We start from the raw sequence: 15024 nt of genomic DNA on the forward strand, positions 1-15024 counted from the left end.
CTTTTCTTTTTTCTTAATTTTGTCCAATATCTATTGTAGCACTACAACAGGATTAAAGACTGTTTATAGATTTTAATTGACATTTGTAGCGAATTGTGCTATAATTATAACTGGTAAATTGTATTTTTTTGTAAAGGAGTGCAGAAATTATGACGCCTGAACAGAAAGCAAGAAAAATAATTGATGAAAAGCTACTAACTTCTGGTTGGATAATTCAAGATGTTAAAAGATTAAATCCTAATGCTGCTGTCGGCGTCGCTGTACGCGAATTTCCGACAGATACTGGGCCTGTTGACTACGCACTTTTCGTAAACGGAGCACCCGTCGGAGTAATTGAAGCTAAGAAAAGTGAAGAAGGAGAGAATATAACAACTGTCGAAGGACAGTCTTCTCGTTATGCCAACAGCACATTTAAGTGGATCAAGTGTGATTACAAGATAAGATTCGCATATGAATCTACAGATAAGCTCACTCGCTTTACTGACTACAATGATGAGAAATACCGTTCAAGAACAGTGTTTTCATTCCATAGGCCGGAAACATTAGCCAGCCTTATAAGAAGAAATGACACTATCAGAAACAATATGAAGCATTTCCCAGAGTTTGATGGTACAGGATTTCGTGATTGTCAAATTGTTGCTATAAAAAATCTGGACAATTCTTTAGCAGAAAACAAGCCAAGAGCTTTAGTTCAGATGGCAACAGGTGCTGGTAAAACTTTCACAGCTATAACTGCCGCTTATCGTATGCTTAAATTCGGCAAGATGAACCGTATACTCTTTCTGGTTGATACAAAGAGCCTTGGTGAACAAGCTGAACGTGAATTCCTTGCATATCGTCCGAATGATGATAATCGTTCTTTTTCAGAAATTTACGGTGTTCGCAGGCTTAAAAGCTCATACATACCGTCTGATGTGCAGATATGCATCAGCACAATCCAAAGAATGTATTCCATTCTCAGCGGAGAAGAATCTGATGAGTCTATAGATGAGATTTCGCTTGAAGAAGTAACCTCACTTGAAAGAAAATCTCCAAAAGAAGTAGTATACAATGAGAAATATCCACCTGAATTTTTCGACTGCATAATTGTTGATGAATGCCACAGATCCATTTATAATGTGTGGAATCAGGTGCTTGAATACTTCGATGCATTTATTGTTGGACTAACTGCAACTCCGGATAAACGCACTTTTGCGTATTTCAATCAGAATATTGTAAGTGAATACTCAAGGGAACAGGCTATTATTGACGGTGTAAATGTCGGCGAAGATATATTCCTTATTGAGACCAATGTTGGCAAAAATGGTGCTCATATAATGAAGCAGCTTATTGAGTCCCGCAATCGTATGTCAAGAGAAAAACGCTGGAAGCAGCTTGATGAAGATGTTGACTATAAGCCGACTCAGCTTGACCGTGATATCGTAAACCCAAGCCAGATAAGAACTGTTATCAAGACATTTAAGGAGAATTTGTATACAAAGCTTTTCCAAAGACGTAAAGAAGTACCGAAGACCTTGATATTCGCCAAAACTGACAGCCACGCTGATGATATCATACAGATAGTTCGTGAAGAGTTTGGCGAGGGAAATGAATTTTGCAAAAAGGTAACCTACTCAGCCTCCAACCCTGAAACTGTTCTTGCAGAATTCAGAAACAGTTACTATCCGAGAATAGCTGTTACCGTTGATATGATCGCAACAGGCACCGATGTCAAGCCTATTGAATGTCTTATATTTATGCGTGATGTACGCAGCAAGAACTATTTCGAGCAAATGAAAGGTCGTGGAACGAGAACTCTCGGCAAGGACGATCTTCAGAAGGTCTCTCCGTCTGCTACAAACAATAAAGATCATTTTGTTATTGTTGACGCTGTCGGCGTAACAAAGTCCAAGAAGACGGAAACACGTACACTTGAACGCAAGCCTACTGTTTCTATGAAGGAGCTTATGCTCAATGTTGCACTCGGTGCAAAGGACGAGGATACGCTGACTTCTCTTGCAAACCGTCTTGTACGCCTTAACAGTCAGATGACTCCGGGCGAGCGTAAGGAATTTGATGAGAATGTCGGAACACCTGCAGGTACACTCGCTGAAGCTCTCCTCAATGCCTTTGACGAAGAGGTAATAAAACAAACAGCGGTCAACATATTTCAGGCAACTGAACCTGATGAAGAACAACTTAACGAAACTCAGAAAGCATTGATTGCTGAAGCTGTGAAGCCTTTCTATGATCCCGATACAAGAGATTTTATCGAAAATATCCGCAGGAGTCATGAGCAGATAATTGATAATGTCAACCTTGACACGGTACTATTTGCTGACTTTGACTCCGAGCAGGAGAAAAACGTTGACAGGACAATCCAGACGTTCCATGAGTTTATAGAAGAAAACAAGGACGAGATAATTGCACTTCGTATCATTTACAACGAGAGTTACAAAAATCGTCCCATGGCGATAGAAAGCCTGAAAAAACTGTATGAGAAGCTGAAAAGCAAGGGCATTACAGTTGAGCGTCTGTGGGACTGTTATGCCATAAAAAAGCCTGATAAGGTAAAGCGAGGCACAATGGCTCAGCTTACTGATCTTATATCCATAATACGCTTTGAAATGGGATATACCGGTAATTTGCAGCCTTTTGCGGACAAGGTCAACTATAATTTCATGCAGTGGACTCTCCGCAGGAATGCAGGTGCAGTTCATTTCACAGAGGAGCAAATGGAGTGGCTCAGGCTTATAAAAGACCATATCATAGCTTCTCTCAGTATTGAGCCCGATGATCTTGACCTCAACCCCTTTGACCATAAGGGCGGTCTCGGCAGGTTTTATGAGGTTTTCGGAGACAGTTATGAGGAATTATTAATGGAAATGAATGAGATATTGGTAGCGTAAAGGAGGATTATTATGGGACTATATGAAGGCATAAAAGATGCTATCGGATTAGCACAAAAAGCAGATAATATTGATTTATACAAACAGCTCCTTGATTTAGGAGCACAAGCTTTGGATATGCAGGCTGAGATTTCAAAACTTCGAGAAGAAAATGAAGAATTGAAAAAAGCTAATGAATTAGAAAGTAAAATTGTAAGGCACAAAAAGCCGTTTGTTACAATTTCAGATGATCCCAAAAACATTAAATACTGTGCGATTTGCTGGGGGAAAACAAAGCAAATGATTCAATTACATGAACATTTTGAGTTCTATGGCAACGGAACATATTTTGAATGCAATATATGTAATTCAAAATTCAGTAATAAAGATTTAGATTAGTAATTAAACCGATTTTAATAGATGTAGTGGTTGCATAATGGAGGATTATTATGAATCTACTCGACGGAGTAAAGAATATTGCCAAAATAGTAAAACAGTACAATGATCTTGAGTTGAATCAGCAAATTATAGATCTGACACAGCAAGCTCTTGATTTAATAAATGAAAATGTTAGGCTCACTCAAGAAAATGAAGAACTCAAAAAATCTAATGATTTAGAAAGCAGAATTATTCGACACCCTGAGAACTTCATTACTTTAAAAGATGAATCTGAAGATATTCGCTATTGTGCTGTTTGCTGGGGAAATGAACATAAGTTAATTCAACTTAGGATAAACGATGATGAATACTGTGAATTTATATGTATAAAATGCAAAAACTGTGGTATATACGATAAGAATAGACATGATATAAAAGTCAAAGAACAGAGTAAACAATTTGATGATATTAATAGCTTCACATTTTAAAAGGAGATAAAAATTTGAACTCAAAGTGGGAGATTAAAAAAATGCCTGAGGTTATTGAGTGGGGCTCAGGTGGCACTCCAAAAGCAACTGTAAAGGAGTATTATGAAAATGGTGATATTCCGTGGTTAATAATTGGAGATTTAAACAATGGTATTGTAACAAAATCAGAAACAAAAATCACTAAACTTGGTTTAGATAATAGCAGTGCTAAAATGATACCACCGAACACGTTACTCGTCGCAATGTATGGCAGTATAGGAAAACTAGGAATTACAGGAATTGAATGTTGTACAAATCAAGCAATTGCGTTTGCTAAAAAAATGCATGGAGTAACAACAAAGTATATGTTTTATTACATGGCCATGATGAAATCAAAGTTAATATCAAAAGGCAAAGGCGGTACTCAAAAGAACATAAGTCAAACGGTATTAAATTCACTTGATGTGATTGTCCCTCCAATGAAAGAACAACAACGCATAGTCACTCGAATCGAGGAGCTTTTCTCTCAGCTTGACAGTGGTGTTGAAACCCTGAAAAAGACTAAGGAACAGCTGAAAGTGTATCGGCAAGCGGTGCTGAAAGAGGCGTTTGAGGGTAGATATTCTTCGATAAATAGTTTTGATATAACATCAACCAAATCTGATTATGATAGAATCCGTAAAGAAAATGTTGTTTTTAAGGACGTATCTGGTGATGAGAATGAACTACAAATTGAATTACCTGATGATGCTTTATTAATAAGATTTGGAAATATATTTGATGTTGAAGTTGGAGCTACTCCCAAAAGATCAGTTCCCGAATACTGGAATGGTAATATTAACTGGGTAAGTAGTGGAGAAGTGAAATTTCAATCAATTAATAATACTGAAGAAATGATTACAGAAAATGGTCTGCAAAACAGCTCCACAAATGTTCAACCGATAGGAACTGTTTTACTTGCAATGATCGGTGAAGGAAAAACTAGAGGGCAGGCTGCTATTCTTAATATTCCGGCTGCACATAATCAAAACACAGCAGCAATACTTGTTTCAAAAACTCCATGTAATCCTAAATATATTTATCATTACCTTAATCTTAATTATGAAAATACTAGAAGAGTTGGTTCAGGAAACAATCAAAAAGCATTAAATAAAGAACGTGTGCGTGCTATTAGATTTCCTTTTGTATCTTTTGAAAAACAAAATATAATTGTTAAAGAAATCGAATCCCGTCTGTCCGTCTGCGACAGCATAGAAAAAACAATAGATACAGCTTTACAGGAAGCCGAGGCTCTCAGACAGAGCATTCTGAAACAGGCTTTTGAGGGAGGGTTATAATGAGCGAAAATTCAACAGCAATAATATCCAAAGTCTGGGGAATGTGCGGCCCTTTGCGTGACGACGGCGTTTCTTACGGTGACTATCTGGAACAGCTTACATATCTTATATTTCTGAAAATGTCCGATGAATACTCACGCCCGCCATATAAGCGCAATACAGGTATTCCCGAAGGCTACGGCTGGAATGATATGAGCCTGCTGAAAGGCGCAGAGCTTGAGGACAAGTATCGTGAAATTCTCGAAAAGCTCGGCGAACAGGGCGGTATTCTCGGTAAGATATTCAAGGGTGCTACAAACAAGATAAGCAATGCAGCTATACTCAGCCGTATAGTTGCAATGATAGACAAGGAAAAATGGGTATCCATGTCATCAGACGTTAAAGGTGAGATATATGAGGGACTTCTCCAGAAAAACGCTGAGGATATAAAAAGCGGTGCAGGACAGTACTTCACTCCCCGTCCGCTTATCAAAGCAATGGTCAGATGTATTCGTCCCGAGCCAATGAAAACTGTTGCGGATCCTTGCTGCGGAAGCGGCGGTTTCTTGCTCGCAGCACAGGATTATATAGCTAATCCTGATAATTATTCTCTTGACCGTGAGCAGAAGGAGTTCCTCAAATCCGAGGCTTTTCATGGTAATGAGATAGTTCCGAATACATTTAAGTTATGCTTGATGAATCTTTATCTTCATAATATTGGCGATATATACGGAAGCATTCCTGTTACTCTCGGAGATGCACTTCTTATGGACTCTGGCGAGAGATACGATTACGTTCTCACTAACCCACCTTTTGGCAAAAAATCCTCCATTACCTTTACAAATGAAGAAGGCGAACAGGAGGATGAGGAGCTTGTATATAATCGTCAGGATTTCTGGACCACAAGTTCCAATAAGCAGCTCAACTTTGTTCAGCACATCAATACTATACTGAAGTCTACCGGTAAGGCTGCTGTGGTCGTACCTGATAACGTGCTTTTTGAAGGCGGTGCAGGTGAAACTGTCCGCAGAAAGCTGCTTGAAACTACGGACTTACATACGATTTTGAGATTGCCGACAGGCATCTTCTATAAACCGGGCGTTAAGGCTAATGTTATCTTTTTTGATAAGCGTCCGGCAAGTCCGGAGATGCAAACAAAAGAAGTGTGGATATATGATTTCCGAACTAATATCCACTTTACATTAAAGCAGCATCCAATGACAGAGGATGACCTTTCTGACTTCGTAAAATGCTATAATCCTGAGAACCGATATGAGCGTTCAGAAACATGGAGTGAAGATAATCCTGAAGGACGTTTCCGCAAATACAGCATTGATAATATATTGAAGCGTGATAAGTTGAGCTTGGATATTTTCTGGATAAAAGATAAGTCGCTTGCCGATCTTGATAATCTGCCGCCTGCTGATGAACTTGCGGATGATATTATTGAAAACCTTCAAGGAGCTCTTGATAGCTTTAAAGATTTGAAGGCTCAATTGAATTAAACGTTATTCGAAATTCATTAAGGAGATTAGAAAATGCCAGATAATGACGTTTATAAACAAAAAACACTAGATTCTGCACTTAATACAATATCAGAAAAAATGGAAGCCATTTTTAATGATACAGACATTAATAAGAATAAAAATCGAAGAAGATGGGTATGGGAACTGCTTCAAAACGCATCTGATTGTTATGATAATAAACCTGTAGATGTTTGTATAAATACGACAGAGAAAAGTGTAACATTTATGCATAGTGGCAAATGCTTTAGTAAAGAAAACCTGATTGATCTATTCACTCAAATATCCGCCAAAAGGACAAATGAAGAAAAAACAGGTAAATTTGGTACAGGTTTTATTTCCACTCATCTATTAGCTACAAAAGTCAGAATAAAAGGTGCATATCAATCATATGACAATAAGTTAAGAAAACTGAATATATTACTAGATCGTAGTTCTCAAGATTATAATGAGCTTCGCAATTCAATCAGCATTGCTCTTGACAATATTGATAATTTAGAGAATAACGAAGAAATAGAAAAAGAATTGTATAATACAGTTTTTGAATATAATTATGATAATTCAGAAATACGTATTTCGAAAGCGGAATTTCAACGTGCATGTAGTGAAGCATATGCTGACTGGGAATCCACGATCCCTTTTGTACTCGCATTTTCAGATAAATTTGGTACTGTTAAGTTTAACAATATTATTGTAAACAAAAGAATTGTAAGATCATGTAGTAATTTTAAAATAATAAACATTAATTTTAATAGGGAAAACAACGATTGTTTTAAAACAGTTTCTATTCTAGTAAAATTTCAAGATTCAACGTCAATTGCTTGTTTGTTAGGCAGAAACGATAATTCAAATTATTATTTTGATGATATGTCAAAGTATCCAAAATTATTCTGTGCTTTTCCTTTGATTGGTACTGAAGATTTTCCTTTTCCTATAATTATTAATGATAGTAGTTTTTACGTAACAAAAGAACGTGATAACGTTTTAATAAACCAAGCGTGTAATATTAGAATATTAAACACTGCTCTTATTCTATATGAAAACTTACTGAATGGTGCAGCAAGGAATCACGTTGAAAAAGGATTTAATATTTGTCAGATTATAGATGATGACTTAATTGATAATGAACTATTAAACTATAAGAAAAAAGTACAAAACCTATATTTTCAAGCACCAATAATTAAAGCCGTAACTCCAGATGGCGATGAGCCATTTTGCTCAATGAATAACATTTTGATACCATATTACGAGCAAAATCCATCTGGCTTTTGGTTTTTAGTTCATAAAACAGTTAATTGTCCAATTCCAAATGAAGCTGAGATTATCAACTGGAAAAAAGTTTGTCCTAACAATATGGAAAAAAGTGTATTCACTTTAAATAAGTTGCTTAACTGCATAAAGAACTGGGAAATTAATAGTGATACGCCATTAATTCTTAATGAATTATACAAACTATGTTGGAATCAAGAAAAAAATGATTTCAGTCAAAAGATGATTTTTTTGAATCAAAAAAACGAATTTAAGGAGCATGATATTTTCACCCATCTATACTATGATGATACAGATGAAGAACTAAAAGAAATTCTTTGCAATTTAGGTGGTAATGTGGAAGAAGAATTAATTAATAAAAATCTTATGCGTTACCCAGTATTTGAATCAAGGAATAACAATTACATCGCTGAAAAAATCAGTAGTAAGATTAGAGAAGAATTAGCAAGAGAAAACAGTCAGACAAATTACAGCCGTGATAATGAAATGCAACAAATTTTCAATAAACTAATTATTTGGTTTTTGAAGCATTCAGAAGAAGCAAAGCAATTATTCCCTGATATATATGAAAAACAGCATTTATTATGCAAACCAGAAGATACAATAAAGAAATTAGAGATTGCCAATCAAGTTGAAACCGCTATGGAGAATAACAATCTAAGCATGGATCAATTAGACTCCATTATTTCAAGCATAGGAAAATTAGCCCAACTGCTTAATGAAGATAAGGAACTTCCAGAAGAAACTAAGAAATTGCTCAAACACATAACTTCTCATAGTCCATATTCAGCACAAAGAGTTCAAGAGATGATTGAAAGAAGTATCGGAAATGTTTACGATGAATTAAAGAAAAATCCCAAATATAGTGTGAGTGAAACACTGGAAGAATGGAAAAATGGCCGTGCCTCCAATACCGTCTTTTTTGCCAAAAAAGAAAGTAACGACATAAGAATCATAGTTAGACCAAGAGATTATAATAAAGTAATCTTCTTTGAAGAAGCCGAATTTGATGCAGTAGATGATTACGAATATGAATTATGGACGGATGACGGGAAAAGTGTTAAACAAATCACCTTAAAAGACTTATTAAAAACTACAGGAATAACATGTTTCCCATTAAAGAATTTATATAAGTGAGGAAAAATAGATGTATGAAGTCATTATGAAGTATTTAGAAGACTATAGTGAAATAAAGAATGCTGTATTTGTTTATCCTGCTAAAGACTTAGATTATCTTGGACGTTTGACATGTTCGTTCATGAATTCAAATGGAGGAACAATCGTATTTGGAGTAGAAGATACTGGCGTTTCAATCATAATAAAAGGTTCACATTATGATATAACTGGCGTTTCGGAAAAGCTAAAAAAATTGTTTCCGGATTATTGTGATCTTATTAGATATGGAAATTGTAGTATATATGGTGAAAAGATAGATTATATTACCGTATCGCCATCAAAAAATAAAGTCGCTTTAAATGGCATAGCATATTACTATGACGATGATTCGCATTTAGCTGTTGAAAAAAAAGATATAAATATATTTTTATCGTACTGCTGGAATGACAGTAAGATAGCCGATATCATTGATAAAGACTTACCACTTAAGAATAAGCGCATTAATATTGTTCGTGATACCAGAGAATTAGTATATAAAGATAGCATCGAGAAATATATGCAAACGATTAAGGAACAGGATTATGTTTTATCCTTAATTAGTGATGCATATTTAAAATCTAAGAATTGTATGTATGAAATTTGTGAACTTATGAGAGATCGCAATTATATGGATAGATTGCTTTTTATAGTTCTTTCTGATGACGATATAAACAAATATTGTAATAGAGAACAAGGCGGAGCCCATATTTTTAATGATGCAGACAGTATCAATTATAACCTATATTGGGCAAATAAAGCAAGAGAATATAAAGGAAAAATAGACCAGATTCCGGAAGGGAAAGCGAAAACCACACTTGAAAACACATATCATATGTTTACAACCATAAACGATAATTTAGCTTCTTTTATTAATCAGCTAAAAACGAGATTATGTGTGAATTTCAAGCAAGTGGTTGATTCTGATTATAAGGATATACTTAGATTCTTGGAATAATAGTTCATGCTATTATAAAATAACCTTCACCCTACACACCCCAAAGCTCTGCTTATCCCGTTCAAGTAAGGTATCAGGGAATAAATTAAGCCACTTGTGGCTGAAACTGGTATTCCCAAAGTAAGCATTGAAGTTGGAAACAGGCAGGATAACATAGTCCGAATCATCGGGCTTGTTGGCAATGCAGTAAGCGACGACTGTCTCCGCAACCTCATACGGCAGCCCGTCAGGCAGAAGCACCTGTATACGCGCCTTCTCATCATCAGAAAAGGAAAAAGCCTTATCCGCCAGCGGTCCGAGCTCTAAAGCGTCCGCAAGTACATCATCAAACCGCAACACCCACGCTCCTTTGGTCTCGGGCGAGTAAAGCGACACCTGATACTGCTTGACCTTATCTCTCCATGCGGCATCAAATCTGGTTTTCAGCGGCTCAGCATTGGAGAGAGTGGTCTTGCTCATGTTTTCGCTGCTCTTGCTGATGAACTTTTCGACCTTGTGAACGTGGCTGTAAAACCAGCCTTTTCCCGTCTTATCCACCAATTCGGGAAACTCCTCATGCAAATCACTGAAATCAGTCCTGAACTGCCACTCCGCCTTCGGAGCGGCAGTTTTTTTGTCGGGGATACTGCACCACGCACAGAGAGCTCGCCGTGCATGATTCACATCGGGAGCACCATTTTTGAACATATATCCCCGAGCGATTATAGTCAGCACACGGCTCAGACCTGTGAAGTCCTTCATCATCTCAAAGCTGAAACGGCCGAGGAAGGAAAAGTCACGCTTGCCGCTGCACTTGTATACAGGCTTGTCAGTGTAAGCCTTGAATTCTTCAATTTCGTTCAGCATTATTTCTCCCTCCTGACGTGCTTTTCGATCCTGTCCAGCAGCAGATCGAAGAGCACTTTTCTTTTGCCCAGAGCAACTATGTACCTGACTGCTTCATCAGGCTTCATTACGGCTTCTATCAGCTTTCGGCACTCGCCAGCAACTGCGTCACGGTAGTACGCATTCACGGATCTATTGAGATAAGCCTCCATAAGCCGTATGAACTCAGGCGAATCACTGTCACGGATAAGACGCTTCCTGTCAGTGCGGTTGTTTTCATCGTCAATGTCAGCTATGAGATCAATGAGAACACGGTACCCTCCAAACCGGAAGTCGCTGAAAAGCGGATAATACCGTTCAAGCTCAGGTATCAAGTCTGCGAGAAAATCTTCACGCTGTTCTTTCGGAGTAAGGTGCCAGTTCTTAGCCTGCAACTCCTGCCTGATAGCACTTATCCTCTCGGCAGGTATACCCTGAAACAGGGTATATAGCATATCTGCGTCGTATTCACGGTCCTGACTGCGGCTGTACAGTATGCGCTGAATGTCGTTTCTGCGCTGCCTGTCCTTGACTGGCTGACCGCAGGCTCTGATACGTGACAGACACCGTTCATAATCAGTAATAAGAGCAGACAGCTTTTCCATTTTGTCACTGCTCAGCTTGTCCTTCCAGTTTTCATCAGTTGCAAATGTGAAAAGTTCCTCGTCAGCGGCAGGCTTGTCAACAACAGGAACCGTATTTTTGCCCAGCATATACGCAAGATACGGCAGACGCTCTACATTGGAGTCCACCTTGTTCCAATCGGTATCAGCGAAGAACTTCTCAAACTGCTCCTCGAAGGTAGGCTCGTACCATGCACGGCGACCCTCGCTCTTTTCGAGCAGGCTCTTGTATTTCAGAAACTTGCTCTTAGCGACAGTCTTTGTGCCGAGATATTCCGTCAGATCAGGCTTCACGCCGCTCTTGGCAGAGTCGATCTCAAGTCCAGTGAGAATAGCAAGTATCTCAGTTTCCTCACGGCACTTGTCACGAAGCTCGTCGTCGGAGTTCTCATTGTATGCGATGATACTTCTGTTCAGTGCCGCATTGGAGATCTGTCCAACTCGTGAAGAAAATGTGCTCTTGACCGTCTCGAAGCGTGCCTGCCAGTCGGTTGCATCACGGATAACAGGCTCAGCACTTGGTATCTTCAACAACGGAGTATTCGCCTTTGAATTGCGATTCACACAGCGGTTTACAATTGGGTCGGAGATAGTTTTTATCATATCGCCGTCGAAGTCCGCACCGCCGAGACGCTCCGCTGTCAGCGAGTCCCAGTTCACCATAACAACATCAGTGAGGTGGCTGAGATAATACTTCCTCATATTCTCAACGTCGGGATAGATTTGCAGCTGAACCTCTTCGTTTCGGGAAATGTGCGGATTACGCAACAGCGTACATTCATTGCTGTGCGAATATGCCATTGACGGAGCATAGAAAGCATTCTTCTCAAAATCACTCTGCACCGCACCGTTGTAGAAGTTGCGCTGACTTGTATTTCGCTTTGCCTTTTTTGGTATAAAATCTTTAAGAAAACCGAGCAGGTCTGCGGAGAGGTATCGGTTGTCGCCAGCAACGATAAGACGTCCGAGAGCGTACTGTTTCAGCACCGCCTGTGCCCGTGACTTCAATCTATCAGCGTAAACAGGCTCGGCAATGAACTTTGGATTTTTCTCCAGTATCTTTTTGAGATAGTAGTCTTTGCCTCCTCGGCTATACTTCCTGCCTGTGAAAAAGCTCAGGCGGTACTCCCTGTCAGTGCAAAGCCTGTAATATTCACGTTCAGTTTCTTTGGTGAGCCAGTGGCGGTTATCGTTCGCAGGAAAAGACAGCGGCAGGTCGAGAGGTCTGAACTCGTCCGCTGTCATTGAAAGTGTATTGAGAAACTGATAGTTCAGCTCCGTGAATTTCTGCGGATTGTCTTTGCTGACACCAGAGATGTACAGAGCGTGCCTGTATCTGCGGAATGCGTCCCAGTAATCGTCCCAGCTCATATTGTTCTCGCAGAGCCAGCCGTAGCCTTTGAACATACTCTTGGTGAGAATTATGTCAACGTCTGAAACCTTATGCTCAACTCCCCATATATCAGTCAGCGTTGCAACTCCTGCGCTTTTGAAGAAGTCGTGAATGTCTATCTGATGCAGCATTCCCTTGATGTACGGCAGTCGTATCTGGAACGATGTGTGCTCGCCGCCTAACTTTTTATTGATGACCTTGGCGAACTCCTTGGAGATAACTCCTTCGCCGTCATAACCGAGAATATCAACACTTTCCCTGCGCTCAACACGGTGATATTTGCGAACGGCATTGTCACTTCCGTCGTCTTCAACAGTGATAACGTCCGTGTCATGAACTGTGAACTTCGGATTGTCCACAACGATAACTCTGTGAGGCTTGTCGATGTCTATACCGTCAACTCGAATACCACCCGAGAGCATAAGTCCGTTGTATGCGTACAGCTTGCTGAGCTGACACTTGGTTATATTCATTCCGAGGCGAATGCGCTCAGTTGCTTTGAAGTAGAAGTCCTCTCGGATAAACGACAGCACAGCATTCCTACTCATACTGGCGGAGCGCTCAAATGCAACGTACTTGTGCATACCGTTGCCAAAGTCTATCTCAACACCTCTGTTTGTAAACAGAGCAGCAGCCTTCTCCTGTAGCTGTGCATAGTAAGGGTGCGATGCGTCACGGTCAAACACCCTTGAGAAGTCTGCGTAAAAAATAACATCCGACAGGTCTGTCACAAGGTCAGCACTGTCATATTTGAAATCGTCACCGTGCAGTACGCACATTATCTGATAGAAAAGAGCGTTGTCCTCCTGCTCGTGAGCTGAGTGTTTCAGACAGCTCCGCAGTGCATTTTTATCAATAACTGTTTTGTAAAACAGTCCGTCAGGCTTTGAGTAGTTCAGCATTGCTCTGACGGACAGGTCATATATCCTATAACGCATAGTCTCACCACCTGCTAAAAGTATATCACAAAACCAACCAAAATGCAATAAGGATACTGCTCCCACATTTTAATTCCGAAATGCTCATTTTTATCGAAAAAACATTCAAATCTGTCGTCATAGCAGCTTTGAATGAAATCACTTACAAAGCTCTATTCTATGAGCAGTGCGGCTATTATTCAGTTTTAGTGAGAAAAGGTAAGTTCTCGTTAAAACATTATTGTATTTTGAAATTGCATTCTCAGGAGCAAAAAACATATGCAAAAACAAGTCGATTTGCACAAAGGATACTGCTCCCACATTTTTCACTTGGGATAGCAGAAATCCGTCGGACACAGCCCACACAAATAGTTCGCACGAGCAACTTGCCCGTAACGAAAAAAGCTGTCGGCTGTGTTCGGGAATCTCATGGGAAAGGAGGAATCACATGAGTAATATGTTACAAACGAAAACCGCAGAAGAAATACTGTCAACAGTATTCAAGCCGAAGGAGTTCATCATTGACGGACTGCTCACGCAGGGATTGTATGTACTTGCAGGTGCACAAAAGGTTCGTAAGTCTTGGATGGCAATGGATATTTGCCTCAGCATTGCAACAGGAGTTCCTGTACTTGGACGTGGTACTATTCAAGGAACTGCTTTGTATCTTTGTCTCGAGGATAACTATCTGCGACTACAGCGCAGATTGTTTCAGATGAACGCCGAACCGATTGAGAATCTTCACTTCGCACTTGCTGCTGATAAGATAGGCGCAGGTCTTGAAGAGCAGATAGAAGCGTTCAAGAAAGAGCACGATGACTTGAAAATAGTTGTTGTCGATGTTATGCAAATGGTGCGCAGCAATGTTGAGTCAAGCTACGGTGCTGACTATGCAGAACTGATCGCAATCAAACAGCTTGCATATCGTTTGAACATCTGCATACTGCTGATACATCATATGCGAAAAGCTAAGGACGATAATCCGTTCAATATGATGACAGGCAGTACAGGTATCGGCGGAGCTACTGACGGAAACTTTGCGCTCAAGGAAACAAAGTGCGGCTCAGGAAAAGCAATCATGTATTGTCAGGGGCGTGACATTGAATACACTGAACTGCGAATGCATTTCGATACTGATGTCATGCGCTGGATAGTTGAGAACGAAGCTACATCGAAAAAGAGCTGCGACAATATTGTTCTCTCTGCTGTTTATCTTTTCATCAAGGAGCGAATCCACTTTGAAGGTACTGCAACTGAGTTAGTCGCTGAGCTGAAAACAGTTACCGATGAAGTCATT

General features: G+C 39.4%; 10 protein-coding genes. 8 read left to right on the plus strand and 2 right to left on the minus strand.

The genetic code is table 11. The features are described from left to right. The first annotated feature begins 149 nt into the window (after positions 1–149). The 7 genes from DW015_RS12385 to DW015_RS12415 are packed head-to-tail and all read left to right on the plus strand — an operon-like array spanning position 150 to position 9930. Positions 150–2888, plus strand: a complete 2739-nt coding sequence (locus tag DW015_RS12385) for a DEAD/DEAH box helicase family protein (protein ID WP_117905839.1) — start codon at positions 150–152, stop codon at positions 2886–2888. Positions 2889–2900: 12 nt separating this feature from the next. Continuing rightward, positions 2901–3266 (plus strand): hypothetical protein, encoded by a 366-nt coding sequence (locus tag DW015_RS12390; RefSeq protein ID WP_117905840.1) that lies wholly within the window; start codon positions 2901–2903, stop codon positions 3264–3266. A 50-nt stretch (positions 3267–3316) separates the two neighbouring features. Next, positions 3317–3733: a hypothetical protein gene (locus DW015_RS12395; RefSeq protein ID WP_117905841.1), complete on the plus strand. Its 417-nt coding sequence runs from the start codon at positions 3317–3319 to the stop codon at positions 3731–3733. A gap of 14 nt (positions 3734–3747) precedes the next feature. Then, complete coding sequence (locus DW015_RS12400) at positions 3748–5049, plus strand: restriction endonuclease subunit S (RefSeq protein WP_117905842.1); 1302 nt, start codon at positions 3748–3750, stop codon at positions 5047–5049. Further along, the gene (locus DW015_RS12405) at positions 5049–6533 is read left to right on the plus strand and encodes a class I SAM-dependent DNA methyltransferase (protein WP_117905843.1); all 1485 of its coding nucleotides are present in this window, start codon (positions 5049–5051) and stop codon (positions 6531–6533) included. Before DW015_RS12400 ends, DW015_RS12405 begins: the two co-directional genes overlap by 1 nt. A 33-nt stretch (positions 6534–6566) precedes the next feature. Next, complete coding sequence (locus DW015_RS12410; RefSeq protein WP_117905844.1) at positions 6567–8957, plus strand: hypothetical protein; 2391 nt, start codon at positions 6567–6569, stop codon at positions 8955–8957. A 10-nt stretch (positions 8958–8967) separates the two neighbouring features. Beyond that, the gene (locus DW015_RS12415; RefSeq protein WP_117905845.1) at positions 8968–9930 is read left to right on the plus strand and encodes a TIR domain-containing protein; all 963 of its coding nucleotides are present in this window, start codon (positions 8968–8970) and stop codon (positions 9928–9930) included. Between the two features lie 12 nt (positions 9931–9942). Here the strand turns inward: DW015_RS12415 and DW015_RS12420 are convergent, their stop codons facing one another. After that, entirely contained in the window at positions 9943–10776 is an 834-nt protein-coding gene (locus DW015_RS12420) for a hypothetical protein (protein WP_117905846.1), read from the minus strand. After that, positions 10776–13748 carry a hypothetical protein gene (locus DW015_RS12425; RefSeq protein ID WP_117905847.1) on the minus strand — a complete coding sequence of 991 codons (2973 nt, stop codon included), beginning with the start codon at positions 13746–13748 and terminating at the stop codon, positions 10776–10778. Before DW015_RS12425 ends, DW015_RS12420 begins: the two co-directional genes overlap by 1 nt. Before the next feature lie 427 nt (positions 13749–14175). Between DW015_RS12425 and DW015_RS12435 the strand changes: the two genes are divergently transcribed. After that, on the plus strand, positions 14176–15024 hold an 849-nt coding region (locus DW015_RS12435; RefSeq protein ID WP_207659388.1), incomplete at its 3' end, for an AAA family ATPase.

Origin of the sequence: Ruminococcus sp. AF37-20 (genome assembly GCF_003460465.1) — a bacterium.
Taxonomy (GTDB): domain Bacteria; phylum Bacillota; class Clostridia; order Oscillospirales; family Ruminococcaceae; genus Hominimerdicola; species Hominimerdicola aceti.

What these genes read in the sequence shown, in the direction of transcription:
- DW015_RS12390 (WP_117905840.1), top strand. Translation starts at nt 2,901, where the DNA reads ATGGGACTATATGAAGGCATAAAAGATGCTATCGGATTAGCACAAAAA.
- DW015_RS12410 (WP_117905844.1), top strand. Translation starts at nt 6,567, where the DNA reads ATGCCAGATAATGACGTTTATAAACAAAAAACACTAGATTCTGCACTT.
- DW015_RS12425 (WP_117905847.1), bottom strand. Translation starts at nt 13,748, where the DNA reads ATGCGTTATAGGATATATGACCTGTCCGTCAGAGCAATGCTGAACTAC.
- DW015_RS12385 (WP_117905839.1), top strand. Translation starts at nt 150, where the DNA reads ATGACGCCTGAACAGAAAGCAAGAAAAATAATTGATGAAAAGCTACTA.
- DW015_RS12405 (WP_117905843.1), top strand. Translation starts at nt 5,049, where the DNA reads ATGAGCGAAAATTCAACAGCAATAATATCCAAAGTCTGGGGAATGTGC.
- DW015_RS12395 (WP_117905841.1), top strand. Translation starts at nt 3,317, where the DNA reads ATGAATCTACTCGACGGAGTAAAGAATATTGCCAAAATAGTAAAACAG.
- DW015_RS12415 (WP_117905845.1), top strand. Translation starts at nt 8,968, where the DNA reads ATGTATGAAGTCATTATGAAGTATTTAGAAGACTATAGTGAAATAAAG.
- DW015_RS12420 (WP_117905846.1), bottom strand. Translation starts at nt 10,776, where the DNA reads ATGCTGAACGAAATTGAAGAATTCAAGGCTTACACTGACAAGCCTGTA.